The 25,610-nt window shown below is 65.8% G+C and carries 23 protein-coding genes; 3 read left to right on the top strand and 20 right to left on the bottom strand.

Annotated elements, in window-relative coordinates:
- Positions 1-8 precede the first annotated feature (8 nt).
- From ATO3_RS14425 to ATO3_RS14410, 4 genes are all read right to left on the bottom strand, one after another.
- The gene (locus ATO3_RS14425; RefSeq protein WP_088650575.1) at positions 9-1,637 is read right to left on the bottom strand and encodes a peptide ABC transporter substrate-binding protein; all 1,629 of its coding nucleotides are present in this window, start codon (positions 1,635-1,637) and stop codon (positions 9-11) included.
- A 223-nt stretch (positions 1,638-1,860) separates the two neighbouring features.
- Positions 1,861-2,211: a RidA family protein gene (locus ATO3_RS14420; RefSeq protein WP_088650574.1), complete on the bottom strand. Its 351-nt coding sequence runs from the start codon at positions 2,209-2,211 to the stop codon at positions 1,861-1,863.
- A gap of 170 nt (positions 2,212-2,381) precedes the next feature.
- Positions 2,382-2,702, bottom strand: a complete 321-nt coding sequence (locus tag ATO3_RS14415) for a DUF6525 family protein (RefSeq protein ID WP_088650573.1) — start codon at positions 2,700-2,702, stop codon at positions 2,382-2,384.
- Positions 2,699-3,898, bottom strand: a complete 1,200-nt coding sequence (locus tag ATO3_RS14410) for a GTP-binding protein (protein WP_088650572.1) — start codon at positions 3,896-3,898, stop codon at positions 2,699-2,701. The genes ATO3_RS14415 and ATO3_RS14410 overlap by 4 nt, the downstream gene beginning before the upstream one ends.
- Before the next feature lie 239 nt (positions 3,899-4,137).
- Between ATO3_RS14410 and ATO3_RS14405 the strand changes: the two genes are divergently transcribed.
- On the top strand, positions 4,138-5,295 hold the full coding sequence (locus tag ATO3_RS14405) for a BamA/TamA family outer membrane protein (RefSeq protein WP_088650571.1): 1,158 nt from the start codon (positions 4,138-4,140) through the stop codon (positions 5,293-5,295).
- Positions 5,296-5,316: 21 nt separating this feature from the next.
- Here ATO3_RS14405 and ATO3_RS14400 read toward each other — a convergent pair whose 3' ends face one another.
- The 8 genes from ATO3_RS14400 to ATO3_RS14365 all read right to left on the bottom strand — a co-directional run bounded on the left by ATO3_RS14400 (position 5,317) and on the right by ATO3_RS14365 (position 13,937).
- Complete coding sequence (locus tag ATO3_RS14400) at positions 5,317-6,315, bottom strand: alcohol dehydrogenase catalytic domain-containing protein (RefSeq protein WP_088650570.1); 999 nt, start codon at positions 6,313-6,315, stop codon at positions 5,317-5,319.
- A 9-nt stretch (positions 6,316-6,324) separates the two neighbouring features.
- Positions 6,325-7,794 (bottom strand): mannitol dehydrogenase family protein, encoded by a 1,470-nt coding sequence (locus tag ATO3_RS14395; RefSeq protein WP_088650569.1) that lies wholly within the window; start codon positions 7,792-7,794, stop codon positions 6,325-6,327.
- 34 nt (positions 7,795-7,828) lie between these two features.
- Entirely contained in the window at positions 7,829-8,602 is a 774-nt protein-coding gene (locus ATO3_RS14390) for an L-iditol 2-dehydrogenase (RefSeq protein ID WP_088650568.1), read from the bottom strand.
- Entirely contained in the window at positions 8,599-9,603 is a 1,005-nt protein-coding gene (locus tag ATO3_RS14385; RefSeq protein WP_088650567.1) for an ABC transporter ATP-binding protein, read from the bottom strand. The genes ATO3_RS14390 and ATO3_RS14385 overlap by 4 nt, the downstream gene beginning before the upstream one ends.
- Positions 9,604-9,613: 10 nt before the next feature.
- Positions 9,614-10,447, bottom strand: a complete 834-nt coding sequence (locus ATO3_RS14380) for a carbohydrate ABC transporter permease (RefSeq protein ID WP_088650566.1) — start codon at positions 10,445-10,447, stop codon at positions 9,614-9,616.
- Between the two features lie 10 nt (positions 10,448-10,457).
- Positions 10,458-11,330 (bottom strand): carbohydrate ABC transporter permease, encoded by an 873-nt coding sequence (locus tag ATO3_RS14375; RefSeq protein WP_088650565.1) that lies wholly within the window; start codon positions 11,328-11,330, stop codon positions 10,458-10,460.
- A gap of 153 nt (positions 11,331-11,483) precedes the next feature.
- A complete protein-coding gene (locus tag ATO3_RS14370) occupies positions 11,484-12,797 on the bottom strand; it encodes an ABC transporter substrate-binding protein (protein WP_088650564.1) in 1,314 nt (437 codons plus the stop codon).
- 114 nt (positions 12,798-12,911) lie between these two features.
- Positions 12,912-13,937: a LacI family DNA-binding transcriptional regulator gene (locus tag ATO3_RS14365; protein WP_088650563.1), complete on the bottom strand. Its 1,026-nt coding sequence runs from the start codon at positions 13,935-13,937 to the stop codon at positions 12,912-12,914.
- 243 nt (positions 13,938-14,180) lie between these two features.
- Here ATO3_RS14365 and ATO3_RS14360 point away from each other — a divergent pair, with 243 nt between their 5' ends.
- Both ATO3_RS14360 and ATO3_RS14355 read left to right on the top strand, forming a co-directional pair.
- Positions 14,181-15,128, top strand: a complete 948-nt coding sequence (locus ATO3_RS14360) for a sugar kinase (protein WP_088650562.1) — start codon at positions 14,181-14,183, stop codon at positions 15,126-15,128.
- Positions 15,125-16,375: a D-tagatose-bisphosphate aldolase, class II, non-catalytic subunit gene (locus ATO3_RS14355; protein WP_088650561.1), complete on the top strand. Its 1,251-nt coding sequence runs from the start codon at positions 15,125-15,127 to the stop codon at positions 16,373-16,375. The genes ATO3_RS14360 and ATO3_RS14355 overlap by 4 nt, the downstream gene beginning before the upstream one ends.
- A gap of 6 nt (positions 16,376-16,381) precedes the next feature.
- On the opposite strand, the gene ATO3_RS14350 is transcribed toward ATO3_RS14355, so the two are convergent.
- From ATO3_RS14350 to ATO3_RS14315, 8 genes are all read right to left on the bottom strand, one after another.
- Positions 16,382-17,023, bottom strand: a complete 642-nt coding sequence (locus tag ATO3_RS14350) for a response regulator transcription factor (RefSeq protein WP_088650560.1) — start codon at positions 17,021-17,023, stop codon at positions 16,382-16,384.
- A gap of 22 nt (positions 17,024-17,045) precedes the next feature.
- Entirely contained in the window at positions 17,046-19,343 is a 2,298-nt protein-coding gene (locus ATO3_RS14345) for a cache domain-containing protein (protein ID WP_088650559.1), read from the bottom strand.
- Between the two features lie 397 nt (positions 19,344-19,740).
- A complete protein-coding gene (locus ATO3_RS14340) occupies positions 19,741-20,490 on the bottom strand; it encodes a FadR/GntR family transcriptional regulator (protein ID WP_198963281.1) in 750 nt (249 codons plus the stop codon).
- Positions 20,490-21,470, bottom strand: a complete 981-nt coding sequence (gene yjfF, locus ATO3_RS14335; RefSeq protein ID WP_088650558.1) for a galactofuranose ABC transporter, permease protein YjfF — start codon at positions 21,468-21,470, stop codon at positions 20,490-20,492. The genes ATO3_RS14340 and yjfF overlap by 1 nt, the downstream gene beginning before the upstream one ends.
- On the bottom strand, positions 21,467-22,489 hold the full coding sequence (locus tag ATO3_RS14330) for an ABC transporter permease (RefSeq protein WP_088650557.1): 1,023 nt from the start codon (positions 22,487-22,489) through the stop codon (positions 21,467-21,469). Before ATO3_RS14330 ends, yjfF begins: the two co-directional genes overlap by 4 nt.
- Positions 22,486-23,982, bottom strand: a complete 1,497-nt coding sequence (locus ATO3_RS14325; protein ID WP_088650556.1) for a sugar ABC transporter ATP-binding protein — start codon at positions 23,980-23,982, stop codon at positions 22,486-22,488. Before ATO3_RS14325 ends, ATO3_RS14330 begins: the two co-directional genes overlap by 4 nt.
- Positions 23,983-24,065: 83 nt before the next feature.
- Positions 24,066-25,010, bottom strand: a complete 945-nt coding sequence (gene ytfQ, locus ATO3_RS14320) for a galactofuranose ABC transporter, galactofuranose-binding protein YtfQ (RefSeq protein ID WP_088650555.1) — start codon at positions 25,008-25,010, stop codon at positions 24,066-24,068.
- 228 nt (positions 25,011-25,238) lie between these two features.
- Entirely contained in the window at positions 25,239-25,598 is a 360-nt protein-coding gene (locus tag ATO3_RS14315) for a response regulator (protein ID WP_088650554.1), read from the bottom strand.
- Positions 25,599-25,610: the final 12 nt, after the last annotated feature.

Below are 25,610 nucleotides of genomic sequence, written 5' to 3'. Positions count from 1 at the left end.
CGCCCCGATTATTCGGCGATCTTGTACAGGTTCTTCGAATACCAGTTCTGCTCGACGTTGTTGACGGGCCAGTTGCCCACGTCGCTGTCCAACATGTAGACGCCCGCATAGTGGTAGATCGGGATGACCGGCATGTCGGCGGCCAGGATCTGCTCGGCCGAGGTGTAGAGATCGGTGGTGTCACCGGCCGTCTTCGCCTTTTCCAGCAGCGCGTCGTATTCCTCGTTGGAATACTTGCCGTCGTTGTAGCCGCTGTCGCTGTCCAGCAGGTCGAGGAAGGTCGAGGCTTCGTTGTAGTCGCCGCACCATGCGCCGCGGGCCAGTTCGAAGTTCTGGTTGCCGCGCTCTTCCAGGAAAACCTTCCATTCCATGTTGGCCAGCTCGACCTCGGCGCCCAGCTTCTGTTTCCACATCTGGGACAGGGCGACGGCGACCTTCTGGTGCGCTTCCGAGGTGTTGTAGACCATGTCGAAGGACAGCGGGTTGTCAGGGCCATACCCGGCCTCGGCCAGCAGTTCGCGCGCCATCTCGTCCCGCTCGGCCTGGGTCATCTCGGCCATTTCGACGGTCGGCGGGGTAAAGCCGGCGACGGCCTCGGGGGTGAAGGTATAGGCCTCGGGCTGTCCGCCGGCCATGATGTTTTCCGTGATGATCTTGCGATCCACGGCCAGCGCCAGCGCCTTGCGCACGTTCACGTCCTTGAAGGCCTCGGGGCCGCTGTCGGACAGGTTGAACGTGTAGTAGTAGTTGCAGAGCCGCGGGAAGCTGATCGCCTCGTCCGGGTATTCCTCCTTCAGCCGCGGGAACTGGCCGGCCGGCACTTCGGTCCGGTCAAGCTCGCCGGCCATGTAGCGGGTCAGGGCCACGTTCTCGTCGTTGATGACCAGCGTCACCACCTTGTCGAGGATCGTGTTCTCGTTGTCCCAGTACATCTCGTTGCGGACGCGGGTGGAGCGTTCGTTGGGCAGGTGCTCTTCCAGCACGTAGGCGCCATTGGAGACGATGTTCTCCGGACGGGTCCATTCCTTGCCGTGCTCCTCGATCACGGCCTGCGGCGCCGGGAAGGTGGTGGCATGCGTGGTCATCTGCGGGAAATACGGCAGCGGCGAGGACAGCGTGACCTCGAACGTGTGATCGTCGACCGCGCGCACGCCCAGCTCTTCGGGCGGCAGGTCGCCTGCGATGACCTCTTCGCCGTTGGCGATGGACATCAGGCCCATGTACCACTGGTAGGGCGAGGCGGTCTCCGGGTCGGCCGCACGGCGCCAGGCGAAGACGAAATCGCTGGCGGTGACCGGATCCCCGTTGGACCAGACGGCTTCGGGGCGCAGGTGGAACGTATAGGTCAGCTTGTCGTCCGAGACGTCGTAATCGGTGGCCACGCCCGGCACCAGGTTGCCGTCCTCGTCCTGGCTCATCAGCCCTTCGAACAGGTCACGCGCGAATTCCGAACCGATCACGTCCTCGACGATCTGCGGGTCGAGCGAGCTGAGCTCGTCCAGCACGCGGTAGGTGAAGGTCTGGTCGTCGGCCAGCTGCTCGCCGGTCTCGGGGTGAGTTCCGGCGGCCAGCGCGGCGCCGCTCAGGAACGTGCCGGACAGCAGGGCTGCCAGGGCCAGTTTCGGGGTATGTTTCATGGGTCGGGACCTCCTAGTTACACGCGCCGGGGCGGTTGAATTCCACCCGTTCTGACGCACCATTTCTTGTTGTCTACGGAATGAGACTATCCCCGTTGCTCAAGCCTGCAAGCATTTGCAACCCTGGACGTAGAGGAAAGGCGGCAATCCTCCGCTTGCCCTATAAGGCGAACCCTACGGCAGTGGCATTCTCGGAGGTTGCGGCAATTGCGCGGCGGCGAAATCAGGCTTTCGCTGCCGTCACAATGACTTCGACAAGGTACTCCGGGGTCGCGAGACGCGATTCCCCGCAGGCCCGCGCGGGGGCATGGCCCTCGGGGACCCAGGCATCCCAGACGCCGTTCATTTCCGCGAAATCGGCCATGTCGGCCATCCAGATCACGGCCTGAAGAATCCGTGTCCGGTCCGATCCGGCCCGCGACAGAAGGGCATCGACCTTGTCGAGGCACTCCTGCGTCTGCTCCGCCACCGAGGCGCCCGGCGTTCCGACCTGGCCGGCCAGGTAGATGGTCTGCCCATGCTCGACGATCTGGCTCATGCGGGTGTTGGTGTCGTGGCGAATGATATCGGTCATGTCCGGTCCTTTCGGGAAATGCCTGCGTGAAACAACTGCCCGCAACGTTCAGACCAGATCGCCCGGGACCGCAAGAGGAGGTCGGTGGTTTCCCGAAAGGAACATCCGTTCAGTTGCGTCGCGGGCGGACCTCCGCCGACAGCGCGGGCATCGGGGCGGGCCATGCCCTTTCAGGCCCGCGCCTCCTTCTCAGGGCACGCGGGGTGGGCACGGTCGCCGCAGGCGCCGGGGCCCGCCCCGCGCAGCAGCGCCGCCCGTTCCGCCCGGTCGAGCCGGTCCAGCGCCGCCTCCACGCTGTCGCCCCGCGCCCGCGCCGCCTCCCAGATCCGGCGACAGGACACCGGCGACCAGGGCAGCGCCGCCCCCGCCATCCAGCGCCGCAGCGGCCCGGGCAGCGCGTCGAAGCTGCGCATCGGATCGCCCTGGCGCCGGCGCCGTCTCAGCCGCGTCTCGCCCAGGTTGCCGCTGCCACGCGCGTACCGTCCGCTCATGCCCGCCGCCAGGCCGGGAAGGGATCGGGCAGATCCGGCAGCGCCTCGACCGTATCCCCCTGCCCCTCGGGCAGCAGCGCCGCGTCCAGCCGCGCCTTCAGTGCCGGCCAGTCGATCCCCGTTCCGATGAACACGATCTCCTGCCGCCGGTCGCCCCAGGGCTCCTGCCAGTGCGCGGCCATGTACTCTTGTGCCTGCGGATGATCCGGCCGCCGCTCCTGCGGCACCGTCGCCCACCAGGTGCCCAGCGGCGCCACGCTCGACAGCGCGCCTGCCAGCGAGAACTCGGCCACCCAGTCGGGCCGCGTGGCGATCCAGAAATGCCCCTTGGCCCGGATCACACCCGGCATGTCGCCCTCCAGCACTGCCTTGATGCGCTCCGGCACGAAGGGCCGCCGCGCGCGATAAACAAATGACGTGACGCCGTATTCCTCGGTCTCCGGCACGTGGTCGGCAAACCCGTAAAGCTCCTTGGCCCACATCGGATGCTCATGCGCCCGTTCGAAATCGAAAAGCCCGGTGTCGAGGATCGCCGCAGGCGTCACCTTCGAATGATCGGTCTCGATCACCACGGCGTCGGCGTTGAGGCTTCGGATGATCTTGCGCGCCGCGTCGACCCGGTCACGCCCGGCATCGGTGACCTTGTTCAGGATCACCACGTCGGCGAATTCCACCTGGTCGGTGAGCAGGTGCACGAGCGTCCGCTCGTCCCCCTCGCCCATGACCTCGCCCCGGTCCGACAGCAGGTCGTGGCTGGAGAAATCCCGCAGCAGGTTCACCGCGTCCACCACCGTCACCATCGTATCCAGCCGCGCGACATCTGACAGGCTCTGCCCGGCCTCGTCGCGGAACTCGAAGGTGGCGGCCACGGGCAGCGGTTCGGAGATGCCGGTGGATTCGATCAGCAGGTAGTCGAACCGCCCCTCCGCGGCCAGCCGCCGGACCTCGTTCAGCAGGTCGTCACGCAGGGTGCAGCAGATGCAGCCGTTCGAAATCTCGACCAGCGTCTCGTCGGTGCGCGACAATTCGGTGTCGGCCCGCACGAGGTCGGCGTCGATGTTCACCTCGGACATGTCGTTGACGATGACCGCGACGCGGCGGCCCTCGCGGTTGTTGAGAATGCGGTTCAGCAGGGTCGTCTTGCCGGCCCCGAGGAAGCCGGACAGGACGGTGACGGGAAGGCGGGGATCGGTCATGGCTATGCGCTCCTTGTGGGCTCAGGCGACACGCGGCCGTGGCGCCGCCGAATACTGTTACGTTATAACATTACGCCTCGCAAGCCCGTCAGCCATGCAGTCACCCGGCGCTTCCCCCTCCCGCAGACACGGGAGCCCCTGCAACAGATCGCCCCCAAGTCGCGCACCGTCATCCGCTATCATTGATCGGGCGCAGGTTCACGTGCAGTCTCTTACCGACACCGCAGGTTTCATGGACCATGACGCAGCACCCCGGACCGCGCCTTTCGGCCCTTCTTGGCCCCATAGCCCTTGCCGGGCTTGCCGCGCTCCCGGCGGCCCCGGGCGCCATGGCACAGGGCGTCTTCGGGACGGATGTCCCCTCCAGCCAGATCGGCGAGGAGAAATCCGCGACCGGGCTGCGCAACGGCTCCTTCATCCTTGCGCCGATCCCGATCAGGAACCCCACCATCGGCACCGGCCTCGCGCTTGGCGGGGCCTATCTCTTCACCATCGACAAGGGCTCGGATCCCTCGGGCTTCGGCATCGGGGCCTTCCGCACCGACAACGGCAGCCAGGGCTACGCGATCGGTGGCAGCGCGAATTTCGGCGCGGGACGCTGGAAGGTCCAGGGCATCGTCGGGGACGCCGATCTGAACTACGATTTCTACCAGGACGGCCGCGCCTTCGCGATCGAGCAGACCGGGCTGATGGGCCGGCTGGGCGTCGCCTATCGATGGTCCGACAGCTGGTCCCTGGGCTTCGATCTGGGCGTCATCGAAAGCGAGCTTGGCCCGAACCCGCCCCTGGTACCGCCCGAGCTTCGGCCCGATTTCGGAATTACCTCGCTGACCGCCGATCTGACCATCGGCTACGACACCCGCGACGACACGATCTATCCGACCAGCGGCGTCGACAGCACGCTGCGGGTCGGCTGGGGCGGCGCGCACCAAGGGCTGTCAGCCGATATCTTCGGGGGCAGCGACCGGGAGTTCACGCGGGGGCTCTTCAAATACGCCCATTATACCCCCGTCGGGCGCGACAGCGTGCTGGCCGGGCTGATGACGGCCTGCGGCGTGGACAAGGAGACGCCCTTCTACCTCGCCTGTTCGCTGGGCGGGTCGGACAGTTTCCGCGGCTTTTCCTCGACCGAATACATCGACAACGCGCTGGTTTCGCTGCAGCTGGCCTGGCGCGGGCGCGTCGGGCAAAGCCGGTTCGGCTATGCGGTCTTTGCCGGTGCGGGGCGGGTGGCCGAAGACATGAATCATATCGGCGATGCCGACACCCATTCCGCCGCCGGGATCGGCCTGCGCTATCGGGTGTCGAAGAAGTTCCCGGTCGATTTCGCCGTCGATGCCGCCTACAACGACGAGCATTCGTTCACGACCTATATCTACGTGGGCCAGAGGTTCTGACCGGGCCCGCGCGGCGCCGCGTCAGGCGCCGGGCCAGACCGCCTGGATCTTCAGCCCGCCAGCCGGGGCGCTGCCCCGGAAGACGCCGGCCACCTCGTCCAGTGGCAGCCTGTGGGTGACAAGCCGCAGGATGCTGTCATCGGCCCCGCGCAGCAGATCCAGCGCCTGCGGAATGTTGTGGTTCAGCGAATGCGACCCGGCCAGCGTGACCTGGCGGCGGAACAGCTCGAACGGAGAGATCTCGATCCGCGCCTGAGACGGACAGACACCGAAGAAGAGCCCGGTGCCGCCATTGGCCACGTGGTCGATCAGCCCGGCGGCCACGGCCGGAACGCCGGTGGCGTCGATGGCAAGGTCGAAGGCATGGCGCAGGTCCGGGTTCGGATCCCGCGCGCTGACAGTGCCAAAGCCCAGCTCGCGCGCCAGGTCCAGCCGCGACGGCTCTAGATCCGAAAGCGTGATGTCCGTCACGCCCACACCGCGTAGCCCGAATGCCAGCAGCAGGCCGATCGGTCCCGCGCCGATGATCAGCGCGTTGCGCGCCTGTTCTGCCCGCGCGGCACCCAGACCGTTCAGCACGCAGCCCAGCGGCTCGGCCAGGGCGGCTTTGTCATAGGCCATGTCGCCTATGGGGTGCACGGCGCCCGCGCGAACCACGCTGCGGTCGGCAAAGCCGCCGTTCTGGGTGACGCCATAGGCGCGCAGGTCCTCGCAAAGATGCGCCCAGCCGCGCGTGCAGGCGGCGCATCGGCCGCATTCCACGTTCGGGTCCACGGCCACGCGGTCGCCCGGCGCCAGCCCCTGGACCCCTGCACCGATCTCTTCGATCACCCCGGCATATTCATGCCCCGGCACCACCGGGAAGGCCGAGGTGCCGTAATTGCCGCGCAGCACCTCGATGTCGGTGTGGCAGATGCCGCTGGCACGCACCGCCACCAGAACTTCGCCCGGTCCGGGGCGCGGATCGGGCAGTGTGGCAAGGTCGACCGAGTTGCGCTCGGGGAATAGAATCGCCTGCATTGGAATTCCTCAGGTCAGGTAGGACCGCAGGGCGGCCTCGGTGCCCTCGTCCCAGATCTGCCGCAGCCAGGCGGCGAAGGCCGGGGCAAACACCGGATCATCGGCCAGCGACCCGTAGAAATGCCGCTGTTCGAGCCAGGCAGCGGGGTCGTCCTGCGCTGCTTGTGCGACGGCCTGCAGGTCGTCCCAATCCGGGTCGTTGGGCTCGATCGTGCTGCCGTTCTCACGCCGGCCGGTGCACATCCGCGCCCAGAGCGCCTGCGACAGGGCGAGCCCGCTGACCGGCGTGCCGGCCTTCACCGCGTCGTGGATCCCCGGCACGACAGCCCCGGTGTGGCGCGACGACCCGTCAAAGGCCACCCTGCGCACCGTGTCGGCAATGGCCGGGTTGGAGAAGCGTTCGTCGATCAGGTCGACATAGGCTTCGGGCGTCATGTCGGGGACGGCGTGAAGATGTGGCGACACCTCTTCCAGCGCGATCTTGCGGAACAGGCCCCGGATCAGCGGGTGCTCCATCGTCTGGCTGATCGTCTCCAGCCCCAGGATCTCGGCCGGGGCGGCGATGACCTGGTGGCCACCGTTGAGGATCCTCAGCTTCATCGCCTCGTAATCGTGGACATCGTCGGTGATCGTGGCGCCGACCTCTTCCCAGGGCGGGCGACCGGCGCAGAATTCGTCCTCGATCACCCATTGGCGGAAGTTCTCGTGCGTCACCGGCACCTGGTCGGCAATGCCAAACTCTCGCACCAGGGCCAGCTCGCGCGGGCCGGTGGCGGGGACGATGCAATCGACCATGGAATTGGGGAAGGTGACATTTGCCTCGATCCATGCGCCCAGCTCGGGATCGGCAAGTTGCGCCAAGGTGACGATAACCTCGCGCATGATCCGCCCATTGCCGGGCAGGTTGTCGCAGCTGAGGCAGGTGAAGGGCCCCGTGCCCGCCTCGCGCCGGCTGGCCAGCGCCGAGACGATGGCGCCGAAGACGGTGCGCGGCGTGTCCAGATGGGCGATGTCGTGGCGGATGTCGGGATGTTCGGGATCGAACCGCTTGGTCGCCGGGTCGAGGTAATAGCCGCCCTCGGTCACGGTCAGCCCGACGATGCGAATCGCCGGGTCGAGCATCTGGGCGATCAGCGGGCCGTTGCCCTGCTCCACCGGGACATAACCGATCATGGACCCAACCACCTCGGCCGAGCGGCCCGTCGGGTCCAGCTCGATCAATGTGGTCATGTAATCCTGCGCGGCAAGCTTGAGCCGCTGCGCCTCGTCGTTGGGGCGGACACCGGCCCCCATGATGGCCCAGTCCAGCGCCTTGCCCTGCTCCATCAGCCGATGCAGGTACCAGGCCTGGTGCGCGCGGTGAAAATTGCCGAGTCCGATATGGACGATGCCCGGGCTCAGCGCGGCGCGATCATAGCCCGGGCGCCGGACCTCCTCGGGCAGGTCCGGCAGCGTGGCGTTGGAAAGCTGGATCGGCATGGGGGCCTCCGCGATTGGAACAGGGGATGAGCGCTCAGCTCATCCACTGCCCGCCATCGACATTGTAGGTCTGCGAGACGATGTAGTCGGAGTCCTTCGAGGCCAGGAAGACGGCCATGCCGGCAAGATCCTCGGGCGTGGCATAGCGGCCCGCGGGCACCCCGGCCTCGACCTCGCGTTTCTTCTGGCCCGGTTCCTTGCCTTCAAGCTTGGCAAACATCGCATCCACGTGGACCCAGTGTTCGCCGTCCACCACGCCGGGCGCGATGGCGTTCACGTTGATCCCGTGCTTGATCAGGTTCAGCCCGGCGGATTGCGTCATTGAAATCACCGCCGCCTTGGTCGAGCAATAGACCAGCACAAGGCTTTCGCCCCGACGCCCAGCCTGGCTGGCCATATTGATGATCTTGCCGCCGTGGCCCTGGGCGATCATCTGGCGCGCGGCCGCCTGCATGGTGAAAAGCGTGCCGGCGACGTTGACGGAATAAAGCTTGTCATAGCTTTCGCGCGTGATGTCGACCGTCTCGGCCGCGTCGAAGAGCGCGGCGTTGTTGATCAGGATGTCGAGCTTGCCGGCCTTGTCCACCACCGTGGCGATGCCCGCGCCGATGCTGTCCTGGCTGGTCACGTCCAGGTGCACGGCATAAGCGCCCTCGCCCAGTTCGGCGGCGGTGGCCTCGGCGGCCTCCATGTTGATGTCGCCGATTGCGACCGTCGCGCCTTCGCGGAGATAGGCGGCCGCGAAGCCCTTGCCGATGCCGCGGGCGGCGCCGGTAATGAGGGCGGATTTTCCGTCCAGTCGTTTCATGTGATGCGCAGCCCTTTCGCGTCGAACTTGTGGATCTTGTCGGGGTCCGGCGTCAGCCAGACGTCATCGCCGGCATGCAGGCCGAATTCGCCGTCCACGCGGACGGTCATCGTTTCGGCCAGCCCGGTGTCGTGGACATGCAGGAACGTGTCGGAGCCCAGGTGTTCGGACACGCCCACCCTGCCCTTCCAGGCGCCGCTTTCGGTCGAGGCGTCCAGGTGCTCGGGCCGGATCCCGATGGCATGGGCGCCGTGGTTCGCAGCCTCCGGGCCTTCGATGAAGTTCATCTTGGGCGAGCCGATGAAGCCTGCGACAAACCGGTTCTGCGGCGCGCGATACAGGTCCAGCGGAGTGCCGACCTGCTCGACCACGCCGGCCTGCAGCACGACGATCTTGTCGGCCATGGTCATCGCCTCGACCTGGTCGTGGGTGACGTAGATCATGGTGGTTTCAAGCTTTTCGTGCAGCTCCGAGATCTCCATCCGCATCCCCACCCGCAGGGCCGCATCGAGGTTCGACAGCGGCTCGTCAAACAGGAAGGCCGAGGGCTCGCGCACGATGGCGCGGCCGATCGCGACACGCTGGCGCTGACCGCCCGAGAGCTGGCCCGGCCGCCGGTCGAGGTAATCGGTCAGGTTCAGCGCCCGCGCCGCGTCGCTGATGCGTTTCTCCTGCTCGTCCTGCGGCACCCCGGCCATCTTCATCGGGAAGGCGATGTTCTTGCGCACGGACATGTGCGGGTACAGGGCGTAACTCTGGAACACCATGGCAAGGCCGCGCTTGGCGGGCGGCAGGCCGGTGGCATCCGCACCGTCGATCTCGATCACGCCACCGGTCACGTCCTCGAGCCCGGCGATCAGGCGCAGCAGCGTGGACTTTCCGCAGCCGGAGGGGCCGACGAAGACGACGAATTCCCCGTCCTCGATTTCCAGGTCCAGCGGCGGAATGACCGTCACATCGCCAAAGGCCTTCTTGACCTGTTTGAGCTGAATGCGTCCCATTGTGACCTCCCTATTTCACCGCGCCGAAGGTCAGGCCCCGGACGAGTTGTTTCTGGCTGAACCAGCCCATGATCAGGATCGGCGCGATCGCCATGACCGAGGCGGCGCTGAGCTTGGCGTAGAACAGCCCTTCGGGGCTGGAGTAGCTGGCGATGAAGGCCGTGAGCGGCGCGGCATTGGCCGCCGTCAGGTTCAGCGTCCAGAAGGCTTCGTTCCAGGCGAGAATGACATTCAGCAGCATGGTCGAGGCCATGCCCGGCACCGCCATCGGCGTCAGGACATAGATTACTTCGTTGCGCAGGGACGCCCCGTCCATCCGCGCGGCTTCCAGGATCTCGCCCGGGATTTCGCGGAAATAGGTGTAGAGCATCCAGATGATGATCGGCAGGTTGATCATCATCAGCACGAAGACCAGACCCACGCGGCTGTCGAGCAGCCCGAGGTCGCGGAAGATCAGGTAGATCGGCACCAGCACGCCGACGGGCGGCAGCATCTTGGTCGACAGCATCCACATCAGCACGTCCTTGGTCCGCTTGCCGGGGACAAAGGCCATGGCCCAGGCCGCCGGGATCGCGACGGCCAGGCCCAGCACCGTGGAGCCGACCGAGATGATGACCGAGTTCCAGAAGTGCTTGAAGTAATCCGACCTCTCCTGCACGGCGCCGTAGCTTTCCGTGGTCCAGCCGGTGTTGAACAGGATCTCCATCGGAGCCTTGATCGCGTCGCCCTCGGATTTGAACGAGAGGATGAAGATCCAGAGCACCGGGAAGAACATCATCAGGCCCAGCAGACCGGCGACGACGGTGGTGAAGGCCTTGCGGGATGGGGTGACAGCGCGTGCCATGATGTCCTCCTCAGGCGTCCAGGTTCTTGCCGATCATCCGCATCAGGAAGATCGCGACGATATTGGCCAGGATGATGGCGATCACGCCCCCCGCGGACCCCATGCCCACGTCGTATTGCAGCAGGGACGAGACGTAGATCAGGTAGGTCAGGTTGGTTGTCGCCGTGCCGGGGCCGCCGTTGGTTGTCACCAGGATCTCGGCGAAGATCGACAGCAGGAAGATCGTCTGGATCAGGATCACCACCGTGATGGCGCGGGCCAGGTGCGGCAGCATGATGTACCAGAAGCGGCTGGCCCAGCTGGCCCCGTCCATCTCGGCGGCCTCAAGCTGTTCCTGGTCCAGCGATTGCAGCGCGGTCAGCAGGATCAGCGTGGCGAAGGGCAGCCATTGCCAGCTGACGATCAGGATGATCGACAAGAGCGGGATCTGGCTGAAGAAATCCAGAGGTTGCAGCCCGAGGCTGGAGGCCAGGTGTCCGAAGATCCCGTTCACCGGATTCATGAACATGTTCTTCCAGACAAGGCCCGAGACCGTCGGCATCACGAAGAAGGGCGCGATCACCATGATCCGGATGATCCCCTGCCCCCACATCGGCTGATCCAGCAGCAGCGCGAAGAGCGTCCCGCCGATGACGGTGATCAGCAGCACGCCGCCCACCAGCAGCAGCGTGTTGATCATCGCGTCCTTGAAGCTGGGGTCGGTGAAGAACCAGTAGTAGTTCTCCCATCCCACGAAGGGATTGTCGCCCGGCATGATCAGGTTGTAGCGCAGGAATGAGAAGTAGAGCGTCATGCTCAGCGGTACGATCATCCATCCAAGCAGCAGCAATACGGAGGGAGAGATCATCAGCCGGGCAGCGGCGCGGGATGCCTTGGTCGCCATGCGGGCCTCCTCGATACGGTCGAAGGGGCACCAGGTCTGTAGCAGTCCATGGGCCTTCGGCGCGCATCGTTCACGGGTACGAAGGAATTCTTGCGTAACGGGGGGAAACGGGGGCGGACCGATCCCGGAAGACCGGCCCGCCCCCTTGGGAGGTTACTTGATGTAGCCGGCCTTGGTCATTTCCCGCTCGGCAAAGCGCTGGCTGTTGGCCAGGGCCTCGTCGACGGTCTGCTGACCGGCAAGCGCGGCCGAGATCTGCTGCCCCACGTAGTTGCCGATCCCCTGGAATTCCGGGATCGCGACGAACTGGACGCCGGTATAGGGCACCGGATCCTTGGTGGCGTCCGCCGGGTTGGCGGCAAGGATCGAGTTCTCGACCGTCTCGGCGAAGGGCGCGGCCTCGAGATAGGCCTCGTTGGCGTAGGTCGACTTGCGCGTACCCGGAGGTGCGGCGACCCAGCCTTCGCTTTCACCGACCAGCTCGACATATTCCTTCGAGGTTGCCCAGGCGAGGAAGTCCTTCGCGGCATCCTGGTTCTTGGACGAAGTGGGGATCGCCAGGGCCCAGGCCCAGAACCAGCCGGTGCCCTTGTCGGTCACCTGCTTCGGCGCCTGGAAGAAGTCGGTCTTGTCGGCGACCGAGGATTCACTCGGGTTGAAGATGTACCCGGCGGCCGAGGTCGCATCGACCCAGGTGGCGCATTTGCCATCCGCGAAAAGCGCGCGGTTCTCGTTGTGGCCGTTGGCGGTGGCACCCGGGGGACCGTAGTTGTTCATCAGGTCCACGTAGTAGGTGATCGCCGCGTTCCATTCGGGGCTGTCGATCGTCGGGTTCCAGTCCATGTCGAACCACTTGCCGCCAAAGGCGTTCACCAGCGGGCCGACAAAGGCCATGTTCTCGCCCCAGCCGGCCTTGCCGCGCTGGCAGGTGCCGAAGACGCCGTTGTCCGGGTCATGCAGCTGGGCGACGATTTCGGCGAAATCGTCATAGGTCATCTGCTCGTCCGGCAGCTCGATCCCCGCGGCGTCGAACAGGTCCTTGCGGTAGAAGGTGAAGGAGCTTTCCGCGTAGAACGGCACCGCGTAAAGTGTGCCATCGGCCGACAGGCCGTTGCGGACCGGCTCGAAGATGTCGTCGTAATCGTAGTCGTCGCCCAGGTCATCCAGGCCCACCAGCCAGTCCTGCGCGCCCCAGATCGGGGCCTCGTAGGCGCCGATGGTCACGATGTCGAAGGACCCGCCATCGGTGGCGATGTCGGTGGTGACACGCTGGCGCAGAACGTTCTCTTCCAGCACGACCCAATTCAGCGTGTTGCCCGTCGCCTCTTCCCACTGGGGCGACAGCTTCTGCATGATGATCATGTCGGAATTGTTGACGGTGGCGATGGTCAGTTCTTCCGCGATCGTGGCGGTCGCGGTGACACTTACAAGCGCCGAGACCGCATATAATGCGCTCTTCAGTTTCATCCAGGTCTCCTCCCATTGGCATGGCAACTGATGCGCCTCACCTAAGGGCATGCCCCGATTCTAGTCAACAGAAAATTTACGGGTGTAAAGTTTAGTGCTGCGGCGCAGAATGTTTCAGGCAGATGCACGCAAGACAAGGCGCCCCTGGAAGTAATGCATCTGGCGCTCTTCGCCGAGATCCTCGCCGTCGATCAGCTTGAACAGGATCTCTACGCTGCGCTCTGCGACGGCGCGGTAATCCTGCGCCACGGTGGTCAGTGGCGGGCAGGAGAACTGGGCCCAGGGGTGGTCGTCATGGCCGGCGATCCGCAGCGCGCAGCCCGGGCCGTGGCCGACGCGCAGACCCTTCTGGTAAGCGGCAGCGATCAACCCTATAGCGAGCCGATCATTGGAGCACAGGATCGTGTCCGACGGCAGCGCCCGTTCCGAGATCAGGCGCATCCCCTCGTCGAGACCGATGCGCTCGAAATCCCAGTCCCCGCCCCGGACCGATACGACCTGCGGCTGATGTCCCAGCCGCTCCATCGATTGCACGTAGGTATCGCGGCGCCTGTTGGCATTCGGGTTCACGGGCGGCATCTCGAAGAAGCAGGGCGGTTCGCCCGTGCGGCAGAGGTAATCGACGATCAGCCCGATGGACTGGACATTGTCGTTCCCGACAAAGGCTTTACCCACCTCCAGGTTACTGTCGAAGACGACGGTCGGCACCTCTTCGGTGAACCTCTCGACCACCTCGAAATCCGACGACCGCCCCAGCGGCGCGATCAGCGCACCGGCCGGGCGCAACGATTCCAGCGTCGCCAACGCGTTGTTTTCCAACTCGGTCTCGCCATGGGCAGAGAAGACGACGGGCCAGTACCCGGCATCGATGCAGAGCCGTTCGATCAGGCGCACCATCTCGGCAAAGAACGGATCCGACAGGTAAGGAACCAGGATGCCGATGGTCTTGGTCAGCTTGCGGTTCTGGTTGATCGCAAAGATGTTTGGGCGGTAATCGTATTGCTCCAGCGCGCTTTCGATGCGCTCGCGGGTCGTCGCCCGGACAGACCCGGGATCGTGAAAATACTTCGACAGCGTCGGCCGCGAGATCCCGCTGACCGTCGCGAATTCCTCCATGTTCCTGATGCGCTTCTCGACCATGCGGCCCCCCCGCTCTTCTTCCTTCCGCCCCGCCGGACCGCCGGAACCGGACCCGAAGTCTGCCGTTCCGGGAGCCCTTTGTCCAACCCGGCCGTTCTTTACGCGCGTAACTATTTTATTGACAGTAAAGGGGTGGCGTGGCAACGGTCAAGGCGCTGCCCCGGGGGGAGACCGGGGCGTTCCGGCCGTCTCGCGCGGCCTGTTCCGGCGCGTATCAAGGGCCGGCGGCACACGAGGGGGACCATGAAGAAGATCGTCATCATCGGGGAAGTCCTGGTCGAGATCATGGCCGACACGACCGGCCATGGCTTCACCGCGCCGCAGCCGCTGACCGGCCCTTTTCCCTCGGGCGCGCCGGCCATCTTCGCAGCCCAGGCAGCCTGCCTGGGACAGCCCGTGGGCTTGATCTCGGCCGTCGGAGACGACGATTTCGGACGGGTCAACACCGACCGCCTCGCCCGCGAAGGGGTGGACACCAGCGCGATCTTCACCGATCCCGACCGGCCCACCGGCAGCGCCTTTGTCCGCTATCGCCCTGACGGCGCACGGGATTTCGTGTTCAACATCCGCCACAGCGCCTGTGGCACGCTGCATGACACGCCACAGGCCCGCGCGCTGCTGGACAGCGCCGATCACCTGCATGTCATGGGCTCATCGCTGTCGGGCCCCGATTTCGTGGCGCTGAACCTCGAAACCGCCCGGGCGATCCGGGCGCGCGGCGGCACCGTCTCCTTCGACCCGAACCTGCGGAAAGAGATCCTCTTCGCCCCCGGCCTGGCCGAGGCCATGGCCGAGATGATCGCGCTAACCGATCTCTTCCTGCCCAGCGGCGATGAACTCACGCTGCTCACCGCCGCCAGCACCGAGACCGAGGCCATCACCGAGCTTCTGGACCGGGGCATCCGCGCCATCGTCCACAAGAACGGCGCTGCCGGGGCGGCCTTTCACGATGCCAGGCAAAGCCTGTCGGCCAGCGCCTACCCGGTCGACGAGATCGACCCGACCGGCGCCGGCGACTGCTTCGGCGCGACCTTCACCACGCTGTGGCTGCGCGATACGTCCCCCGCCCGGGCGCTGGACCTCGCCATGGCCTCGGGCGCCATCGCGGTCACCCGGCGCGGCCCGATGGAGGGCACCTCCGACCTCGACAGCCTCGACACCTTCGCCTCCAGCCGCGAGCCCAGATCATGACCCATCCGCTTCTTGCCCTGCCGCAAGCGCGTCAGCGCGGCGACCATCTTGGCATCACCTCGGTCTGTTCCGCCCATCCGGTGGTGATCGAGGCCGCGCTGCGGCTGGGCCAGGCGCGCGACCGGACCGTGCTGATCGAGGCGACCTGCAACCAGGTGAACCAGGACGGCGGCTATACCGGCATGGCGCCCCGCGATTTCCGCGCCTTCGTGGAGGCAATCGCCGAACGTGTCGGCTTTGACCCCGCGCGGATCGTGCTGGGCGGCGATCACCTGGGCCCCAATCCGTGGAAAAAGCTTGATCCCGAGGCGGCGATGCAGAAGGCCGATGCGCTGATCGCGGCCTATGCCGAGGCCGGGTTTTCCAAGCTGCATCTGGACACCTCGATGGGCTGCGCGGGCGAACCCGTGGCGCTGGACGATGCCGAGACCGCCAAGCGCGCCGCCCGGCTGGCCGAGATCGCCGAGGCGCACAAGACAGGGCGCGACCCGGTCTATGTAATCGGCACCGAGGTCCCCGTGCCCGGCGGCGCGACCCATGGGCTGGACATCGTGGAGCCTACCGAACCGGACGCCGTGACCCGCACCCACGAGGTGCACCGCGCGGCCTTTGCCGAACGCGGGCTGGAGGCCGCCTTTGACCGGGTGATCGCGCTGGTCGTGCAGCCCGGGGTGGAATTCGGCCATACCGACGTGATCCATTTCGACGCCGAAAAGGCGCAGGCTCTGTCGGCCACGCTGACCGCCTACCCCGGCGTGGTCTTCGAGGCCCATTCGACCGATTACCAGAGGCCCGAGGCCCTGCGCGCGCTGGTCGCCAATGGCTACGCGATCCTGAAGGTCGGCCCCTGGCTGACCTTTGCCCTGCGCGAGGCGCTTTACGCGCTGGACGCTCTGGCCGACGTGATGGAAGGCCATGCGCCGCGCGGCGGGCTGATGGCGCGGATGGAAGAGGTGATGCGCGCCGAGCCCGCCAATTGGAAAGGGTACTACCACGGCAGCGATCACGACACCTGGCTGCAGCGCCATTTCAGCTTCTCCGACCGGATCCGCTATTACTGGCCCGCGCCGGATGCCGCGACGGCGGTGGACGCCCTGATGGACCGGCTGGGCGACCGGGTGATCCCGCCGCCCGTGCGGCAGCAGTTCTTCCCCTCGCTCGGGCTGGACGAAAGGCCGATGACCGGCCGCGACCTGCTGCTGCGGGCGGTGACGGATGTGCTGAAGATCTACGACGACGCGATCTGAGGCGGCCTAGGGCTCGGAGAACAGGCCGGCCTTGACGGTGGTATCCACCAGCTCGGCCACCGATCCCACGCCCATCTTCTCGAGGATCCGCGCACGGTGGTGGTCCACGGTCCGGGGAGAGATGTCGAGCCGCCGGGCGATATCCTTCGACGAATTGCTGCCCGGGTGCGTCACCATCAGCCGCGCGATCTCGCGCTCGCGGTCGGTCAGGCTGTCGAACCGCGCGCGCGATGCCCAGGATTTTCGGTTGGCCTCGCGGTACTTGCGATCCTCCTCGAAGGCCGCGTCGATCCGCTCGATCAGCACCGATTGCTTGAAGGGTTTTTCCAGGAAATCCATCGCCCCCATCTTCATGGCGCGCACCGATTCCGGGATGCCTCCGTGGCCGGTGATGAAGATGATCGGGATGCGGATGCCCTGCCCGGCAAGGTGTTCCTGCAGCTGCAGACCGTCCATCCTCGGCATGCCGTAATCCAGCACCAGGCAACCCGGCGCGTCCTCGTCATAGGCGTCGAGGAAGTCCTGCGCCGAGGCAAAGGCCTGCACCTGGTAGCCGCGCAGCCCCAGCGCCCGCGACAGCGAGATGCGGACATCCGCCTCGTCGTCCACGAGAAAGATGCAGGATGTCTCCTTCAGCTCCTCGGCCATCGTCGATCTCCCTCTCCCCTGCTCAGGCGGCCAGCGGCAGTGTAAAACTGAACTTCGCGCCGGTGGACGTGCTTGTGCACCAGATCCGGCCGCCATTCGCCTCGACCAGCGAGCGGCTTATCGACAGGCCCAGCCCCATGCCGCCCGGCTTGGTGGTTTCGAATTGTGTAAACACTTCCAGCCCTTCGGCAATACCCGGGCCGGTATCCTCGACATCGATCTGCAGCTCACCGTCCACCAGCGCGGTCGAGACAACGACACGCCGTGGTGAGCCGCCCTGATCGCCGATGGCCTCGATCGCGTTGCGCATCAGGTTCACCACGACCTGCGCGATCTGCACGCGGACCCCGGCCACCCGGACCTCGGGGCCCTTCTGGATCAGGATATCGACCGAATGCTGTCGCGCCTCGGACAGGACCAGCCGGCGCGCCTGTTCCAGCAGCTCGCGGATGCCGAAGGCCGTCGCCTTGTTGTCCTCCTTGCGGATAAAACCCCGCAACGCGCGGATGATGTCGCCGGCCTGGTGCGCATGCTGGTCGATCTCGGCCAGCAGGCTGCGCACCTGGTCGGCCGAATCCTGACGGTGGGCGACCAGGTACATCGCCGCATCGGCATTCTGGGTGATCGCGGTCAGCGGCTGGTTCAGCTCGTGCGCGAGGCCGGTGGCCAGCTCTCCCATGACCTGCTGGCGCGAGACATGGGCGATCTCGCGGTTCAGCGCCTCGATGGTTTCCTCCGAGGCCCGGGCCTGGGTGATGTCGTCGATCGTGGCCACGATGTAATACTCGCCGTCCCCCTCGGCCCGGAAGGAGACACCGTTGAAGCTGATCCAGATCGGTGTGCCGTCCATGCGCAGGGCCCGCGCCTCGAAGCTGAAGGCGGCGTGATCCTCGATCCGTTCGCCGAATTCCTGCAGGATCTCGGGTTCGTCGGGATGCAGAAGCGACTGGAATTCCACGCCCACCAGCGCCCCGGGATCGCGGCCCAGCAGTCGGGCGAAGCGCGAGTTGACCCGCTGCAGCCGCCCCGTAGCGCTGTCGATATAGACCATCCCGCGCGAGGCCATGTCGAAGGTCAGGCGGTACTCCGTCTCGGTCTTCTTGCGCTGCGAGATCTCGTTGACCAGCGCGGTGTTGGCGTTCTCCAGCTCGCGGTAGGTACCGGGCATCGGCTCGTTCGGGTCGACCTCGCCCTGCGAAATCAGGGCCGAGCGCACGGCAAAGGCGCGCACCGGGGCATGGATCCGGTTGGCCAGCGCCAGCCCCAGCAGGCCGGTGGCGGCGGCGACGCCGATGGCAATCAGCGTGTTCTGGAACCGGTTGTCCTTGATCGTGCCGATGAAATCGCCCTCGGGCGCATAGACGACGATGGACCAGGGAATGTCACCCAGCCCGAAGGGAATGATGAGAGAGACATATTGCACCCCGTCATGTTCGAAATCGCTTTCGATCTCGCCACCGGCAAAGACATCCTCGTCCGACAGTCGGTCGCCGAAGGCCGCGCGCGCGATCGGGTCGGCGATATCCTTGATCGAGGGGAATTCCAGCGCGCCGCCCTCGCCCGTTGTCGTCAGCAATTCCGGATTGGGATGCGCGATCACGTCGCCATTGCGGTTCAGGATGAAGGCCGCACCGTTCTTGCCGATCCGAAGCTGGGCCAGGAAGCTCGACAATTCCCGGATCTCGATATCCACGCCGATCGCACCCTGCACATTGTCCTGGAAATCCAGAACCGGCGTCGCCGCGGTGATGCCGGGCGACCGCGAGGTGAAGAAGATATAGGGATCCGTCCAGATGCTGCGCATTTCGGTCTTGGCGGCCTCGTACCAGGGGCGCACCCTGGGATCGTAGCTATCTTCGGGATCGGGACGGCGGCTCAACTCGGAGAAATCCTCGGCCCGTTCGATCAGCGTGGTGCTCGGAACCTCCGTCGTGTCGATGATCTTGGTCAGGTACACGCCGTTTCCGTTGCGCTTCACGTAGACGAAATTTCCCGATTCATCCCCGTAATAGGCCCCGGCGAATTGCGGGGCAGACCGCAATTGCTGAAACAGCAGGCCTTCAAGCAGGTTGCGTTCCTCGCGCCGCACGATCTGGTTCTCGGCCAGCGCCGTCGACAGTTCGGCGGCACTGCGCGCCGGGGTCAGAAACCCCTTGGTATGCTGGATCACGTTGGTGCCCACGTCGAAGAGCTGGTTGCGGGCATGTTCGAGCAACGTGCGCTCCGAGGTGAAATAGGAAGTGAAGACCACGACCGTCACCGCGAACAGCTGGATCCCCGCCAGGGCGAGGGCAAGGATGACACCAAGGGATCTGATCACAGCATCGGTTCCGCATTTGCCGGCTCGACCGCCGGATACAGGCATTCTGGCGGCCGCGTGGCCACTTCATTCGGGTTTAAACGGATCTTGCCGCAAAAATCACCTGCAAAGCCGCGCCGCGCCATTTTGCCAACCCGGCCGTGGCATTTCGAGGCGCCGCGCGAGGGCGGAAACGGGGACAAAAAAATGCGCCCTGCCGCAAGCGGCAGGGCGCAAATTTGGGACTCACTGGGTAAAAGAGCACTTGTTATTGTTTAAAAGGTCTTGATCAAAATAAATCCGGATAGGGATGATTACCGGAGTGTTAACAGGCTACGCCGGGGCACCTTTCAACTCCATGCGCATGATTGCCTAGGCAAATCTGCCTACCCGGATGCCGTGGGCCAGATCCGCCGCGTTAGCCCTGCAGGGCGGGCCGGTCATCGCCGAAGACCCTCGACCAGCCCACGTCGATCACACCGCGCATGGCATCCTGCGCTGCCACCGTGTCGCGCGCACGGATCGCGTCGGCGATCCGCTGGTGCCCGTCGCAGATGGAATTCTGCTGCTCGGGCCGAAGTTCGGGCGAACTGAGCCGCAACAGCGACAGCAGCGCCGCGCCCACCAGCGAGACCACCGAGAAGAAGAAGGCATTGCCCGCCGCCTGCAGCGCCACGCGGTGGAATTCCAGATCGGCCATGGCAAAGGCCTTCTCGTCCTTGGCAGCCCGCATCTCCTGCACGCAGGCATCCAGCGCGTCGAGCTCTTCAGGCTTCGCCTTCTCGGCGGCCAGCCCGGCGGCAAAGGGTTCGAACGCCAGGCGCATCTCGAAGAGCTGGGCGTAGAAACTGTCGCTCTGCTTCACGTCCTCCAGGTGCCAGCGCAGGACCTGCACGTCGAACATGTTCCATTCGTGGCGCGGCCGCACCCGGGTGCCCACCCGCGCCTTGGGCACCACCAGCCCCTTGGCCGCAAGGGTCTTCATCGCCTCGCGAAGGACGGTGCGCGAGACGCCGAATTCCTCGGCCAGTTCCTCGTCGCGGGGCAGCAGATCGCCGGGCTGCGGGTTACCCGACACGATGGCCTGGCCCAGCCCTTCGACCACCCGTTCGTGGCTGCTCCCGCTTGCGGGGAGGCCGGGGTCCAGACGGTCGAAGAGTTGTTTCATCAGGTGGCTCCGCTGCGCTGCCTTTGACCAAGGCTCAGAAGCCCTTTTTGTAACAGGATGAACAAAAGTAGAAGAGCGCCGATGACGATCTTTGTCCACCAGCTGGACAGGGAGCCGTCGAAAACGATGTAGGTCTGGATCAGGCCCATGGTCAGCACGCCGATCAATGTGCCCAGCACGAAGCCAGAGCCGCCGGTCAGGATCGTGCCGCCGATCACCACGGCCGCGATGGCGGTCAGTTCGGTCCCGACGGTCGCCAGCGGATAGCCCGAGCCGGTGTAGATCGAGAAGACGATGCCCGACAGCCCCGCCATGAAGCCCGAGAAGGCGTAGATCATCACCGTGGTCCGGCCGACGTTCACACCCATGAGGCCGGCGGTCTGCGCTCCTCCGCCCAGGGCGAAGACCGCCGTGCCAAAGCGCGTGCGGTGGGCCAGGATCATGCCGCCCAGGACACTGAGCAGCATCAGCACCCCGATCAGGGTCAGACGGCCGCCGCCGGGCATCTTGTAATAGGCGCCCTGCAGCAGGTCATAGAAGGAATGGTCGATCGGCACGCTGTCGATGGTCAGCATGTAGGCCGCCCCGCGCGCCAGGAACATGCCGGCAAGCGTCACGATGAAGGGCGGCATCGCCAGCCCGTGGATCAGCCCGCCCATCGCCGCGCCGAAGGCGGTGGTGACCGCCAGCAGCAACGGAAAGACGATCAGCGGATGCAGCCCCGTGTCGCGCAGCATCACCGCGATGAAGACCCCGGAAAAGGCGATGACCGACCCCACCGAAAGATCGATCCCCCCCGACAGGATCACGACCGTCATGCCCACGGCCACGATGCCAAGGTAGGCATTGTCCGTCAGCAGGTTGCCGACCACCCGTGTCGACAGCATCGCCGGGAACTGCAAGTAGCAGATCAGGTAGGCGACAAGGAAGATCGCGATGGTGGCATAAAGCGGCAGCGCGCGGGCATTGAGAGCAGTCATTCCGTCACCTTGCTGGTCTTGGTCGTGGAGGCTGACGGCGCCCGTCCTCCGGGCAGCCACGCAAGCGACGGGCTGATCCGCGGCGATTGCAGCACCAGGATGATGACTACCAGCCCGGCCTTGATCACAAGGTTGAACTCGGACGCGAAGCCCGCCAGCAGGATGCCGGTGTCGATGGTCTGGATGATCAGCGCCCCCAGCAGCGAGGCCACGATCGAGAAGCGCCCGCCCAACAGCGACGTGCCCCCGATCACCACCGCCAGGATCGCGTCCAGCTCCAGCCAGAGCCCTGCGTTGTTCGCGTCCGCGCCGCGGATGTCGGCGGCGACGATGATCCCCGCGACGGCAGCGCAAAGGCCGGACGCAATGTAGACGGCGATCAGCAGCACCTGGGCATTGACCCCTGCCAGCGCGCTGGCGGGACGGTTGATGCCGATGGCCTCGATCAGCAGTCCCAGCGCCGTGCGCCGCACCAGCAGGCCGAAGGCCAGCCCGACGCCCAGCCATATCAGGATCGGCGTCGGCACGCCGAAGACGTCGCCGGCGCCGAAGAATGCCAGCCCCTCGTGGCTGAAGGTCAGGATCCGCCCCTCCGTGATCATCTGCGCCACGCCGCGCCCGGCGACCATCAGGATCAGCGTCGCGACGATCGGCTGGATCCCGAAGACCGCCACCAGCACCCCGTTCCACAACCCGCAGGCCAGCCCGGCCGCCAGCCCGACGGCCAGGGCCGCGACCAGCCCGTATTCGTTGGAAATCGCCCAGGCCGAAGCCGCCCCGCAGATCGCCATCACGGCGCCCACCGACAGGTCGATGCCCCGCGTCGCGATCACCAGCGTCATGCCCACCGCCAGGATCGCCACCGGCGCGCCGCGCTTCAGGACATCGACGGCAGAGCCGACCAGCCGCCCGTCGCGCATCTCGACCGCGAGAAAGCCGGGAAAGAACAGCGACACCAGAACGACCACCGCCAGCAGCGTCAGCAGCTGCGGCAGCAATCGGCGCAGACCCTGGCTCATGATGCGACCTCCTCGTGCTGGGCAATGGCCGAAATGATGCGCCCGGTTTCGACATCCTCGCCGACCAGCTGCGACACATGGGTCCGGTCGCGCACGACGATGATCCGGTCCGAGGCCGCAATGAGTTCATCGAACTCCGAAGAGATCAGCAGGATCGACATGCCCTGCTCGGTCAGTTCACCGATCAGGCGCAGGATCTCGGCATGGGCGCCCACGTCGATGCCGCGCGTCGGTTCGTCGAGGATCAGGAACCGAGGGTTCATCGCCAGCCAGCGCGCCAGAACCACCTTCTGCTGGTTCCCGCCCGACAGCTCGCCCACCGGTTTCTCGGGCCCGGACGTGCGGATATCCAGCCGGCGGATATACTCGTCGGCCAGCGCCTTCTGCTCGGATCGCGGGATCGGCCGGCTCCAGCCCCGGCGCGCCTGCAGCGCCAGCGCGATGTTCTCGCGGATCGACAGGTCGGCCACGATGCCATCGGTCTTCCGGTCCTCCGGCGCATAGCCGAAGCCCGACGCAATGGCCGCCCGCGGGTTGCGCAGGTCCAGCGGGCCATTGGCATCGGTGACCTCGCCCCGGTCCGCCGGGGTTCGGCCATAAAGCACATCCGCCGTCTCGGTCCGGCCCGAACCCAGCAGCCCGGCCAACCCCACGACCTCGCCCTCGCGGACCTCAAGGTCGAAGGGATGGATCCGTCCGCGCTTGCCCAGCCCATTTGCCGTCAGCAGCGTCTTGCCGCTGCCATGCCGGGCCTTCCGGCGCTCGGCCTCTTCCAGCTCATGGCCGAGCATGTGGTGGATCAGCTCTACCCGGCCCATCGCGGCGGTCTCTCCCGTCACGATGTGGCGGCCGTTGCGCAGCACTGTGATCCGGTCGGTCAGGTCGTAGACCTGGTCCAGGAAATGCGAGATGAAGATGATCCCCAGCCCCCGCTCCCGCAGCCCGCGAACCACGCCGAACAGCGTCTCGGTCTCGCGTGCGTCAAGGCTTGCGGTCGGCTCGTCGAGGATCAGCACCTTGCCGGACAGCGCCACCGCCCGCGCGATGGCCACGATCTGCTGCACCGCCACCGAATAACTGCCCAGCTCGCGGCCGACATTGACGTGGTCCAGCCCGTAGCCTGCCAGCATCTCGCGTGCCTCGGCCCGCATCTGCCGGCCGGACACCATGCCGAACCGAGTGGGCTGACGTCCAAAGGTCAGGTTCTCGGCCACGGTGAGGTTCGGCAGCAGGTTGACCTCCTGGTAGACCGTGCCGATCCCCAGCGCCTGCGCCTCCAGCGTGGAGGATGGAGAGATCGGCGCGCCGTCCAGCCGGATCTCGCCCGTGTCGCGCTGGTAGGCGCCGGTGAGGCACTTGATCAGCGTGGATTTCCCCGCGCCGTTCTCGCCCAGCAGGGCATGGACCTCGCCGGCGCGCAGGTCGAACTGGACGTCGTCGAGCGCCAGTGTGCCGGGGAAGGATTTCGTGAGTTCGCGTATCGACAGCAGCATAAGTCGCCTTTCCGGACCGGCGCGCCCCCGTGCGGGGGCGCGCCCTGCCGGGCAGCACGTGGCCGCCCGGCCCTGCTCGAAGGTCAGTAGCCGAGATCCTTGCGGGCTTCGTATTCGGCCATCGGGTCATCGGCCTGCGTGTAAAGCGCCGATTCCGTCTGGATGAACTTCGGCGGCGCCGACTTGTCGGCCATGAAGGCTTCCAGCGCGTCGAAGGCCGGGCCGGCCATGTTCGGCGTCAGCTCGACCGTGGCATTGGCGTCGCCGTCGGCCATCGCCTTGAAGATATCCGGCACCGCGTCGATCGACACGATCAGGATGTCGTCGCCCGGGTCGATCCCGGCTTCCTTGATCGCCTGGATCGCACCCAGCGCCATGTCGTCGTTATGGGCATAAAGCGCGCAGATATTGTCGCCGCCGCCCTCGGCCTGCAGGAAGCTCTCCATGACTTCCTTGCCGCCCGAGCGCGTGAAATCGCCGGTCTGGCTGCGCACGATCTCGATGTCATCGTGCCCTTCGATCGCCGCGCGGAAGCCGTTGGCCCGGTCGATCGCGGGGGACGACCCGGTCGTGCCCTGCAGTTCCACCACCCGGCATTCGCCCTCGGGCTTGTTGTCGACCAGCCACTGGCCGGCAACCTCGCCTTCATGCACCAGGTCCGAGCCCACGGCCGTCAGGTACAGGTCGTCCGAGCTGTCGACCTTCCGGTCCAGCAGGACCACGGGAATGTCGGCCTCCTTGGCCTCTTCCAGAACCGAATCCCAGCCGGTCGCCACCACGGGCGCCAGCAGGATCGCATCGACCCCCTGCGCCACGAAGGAGCGGATCGCGGCGATCTGGTTCTCCTGCCGCTGCTGTGCGTCGGAGAAGCGCAGGTCGATCCCGCGGGCTTCCGCCTCCTGCTTCGTCACGGTGGTTTCCGCCGCGCGCCAGCCGGATTCAGAACCGATCTGCGAAAAACCGATGGTCTGAGCGGACACACCTGTAGAGAGCGCAGCCAAGGCCGCACCAAGCATCAAAGTCTTCATGATTTCCTCCCTGTTCAGGCCGAAGCCTCGACCCGAATAAGTCATATAATAATACTTTTTTCAACCGTTGCGTTGTTCGCGGGTGTCCCGGACCGCAAGAGCGACACAGGGCCTGCGGAAACAGGCCCAAAGGCCTGTGTCAATTGACCTGGACACCCGGTTGAAAGGCGGGAAGGGTCGCGTTTGCCCCGGCTGTCGGGGCGGCAGATCGCCGGCGGGGGACACCATTCAAATGGCCCGGAGCGCGTCCCGGATCGCCATGATTCCATCGGTTTTCGCGATAACCGGCCCCAGCCGCCGGGTTTCCGCATCCACGGCCACCGTCTGGTCGCCGGTCAGGAAGACGACCGGAAGTCCGGGCGCCTCGGCGCGCGCTTTCCGCGCCACGTCAAGGCCCGACACATCCTCCGACAGGATCATGTCCAGCACGAGCGCGTCAAAGCTCTCTCCCGCGCCCAGCACGCCAAGCGCCTCGTCCGGATCGGACAGGGCCCGCGTTTCATAGCCCAGCAGTGCCAGCGCATCCGAAAGGACGGTAAGGAAATCTTCGTTGTCATCGACAACCAGTATGACGCCCGTGTCCGGCATGATGCCCCCGAT

This window comes from Marinibacterium profundimaris (genome assembly GCF_002210095.1).
Taxonomy (GTDB): Bacteria; Pseudomonadota; Alphaproteobacteria; order Rhodobacterales; family Rhodobacteraceae; genus Marinibacterium; species Marinibacterium profundimaris.
This window is presented reverse-complemented; position numbering and strand designations above follow the sequence as displayed.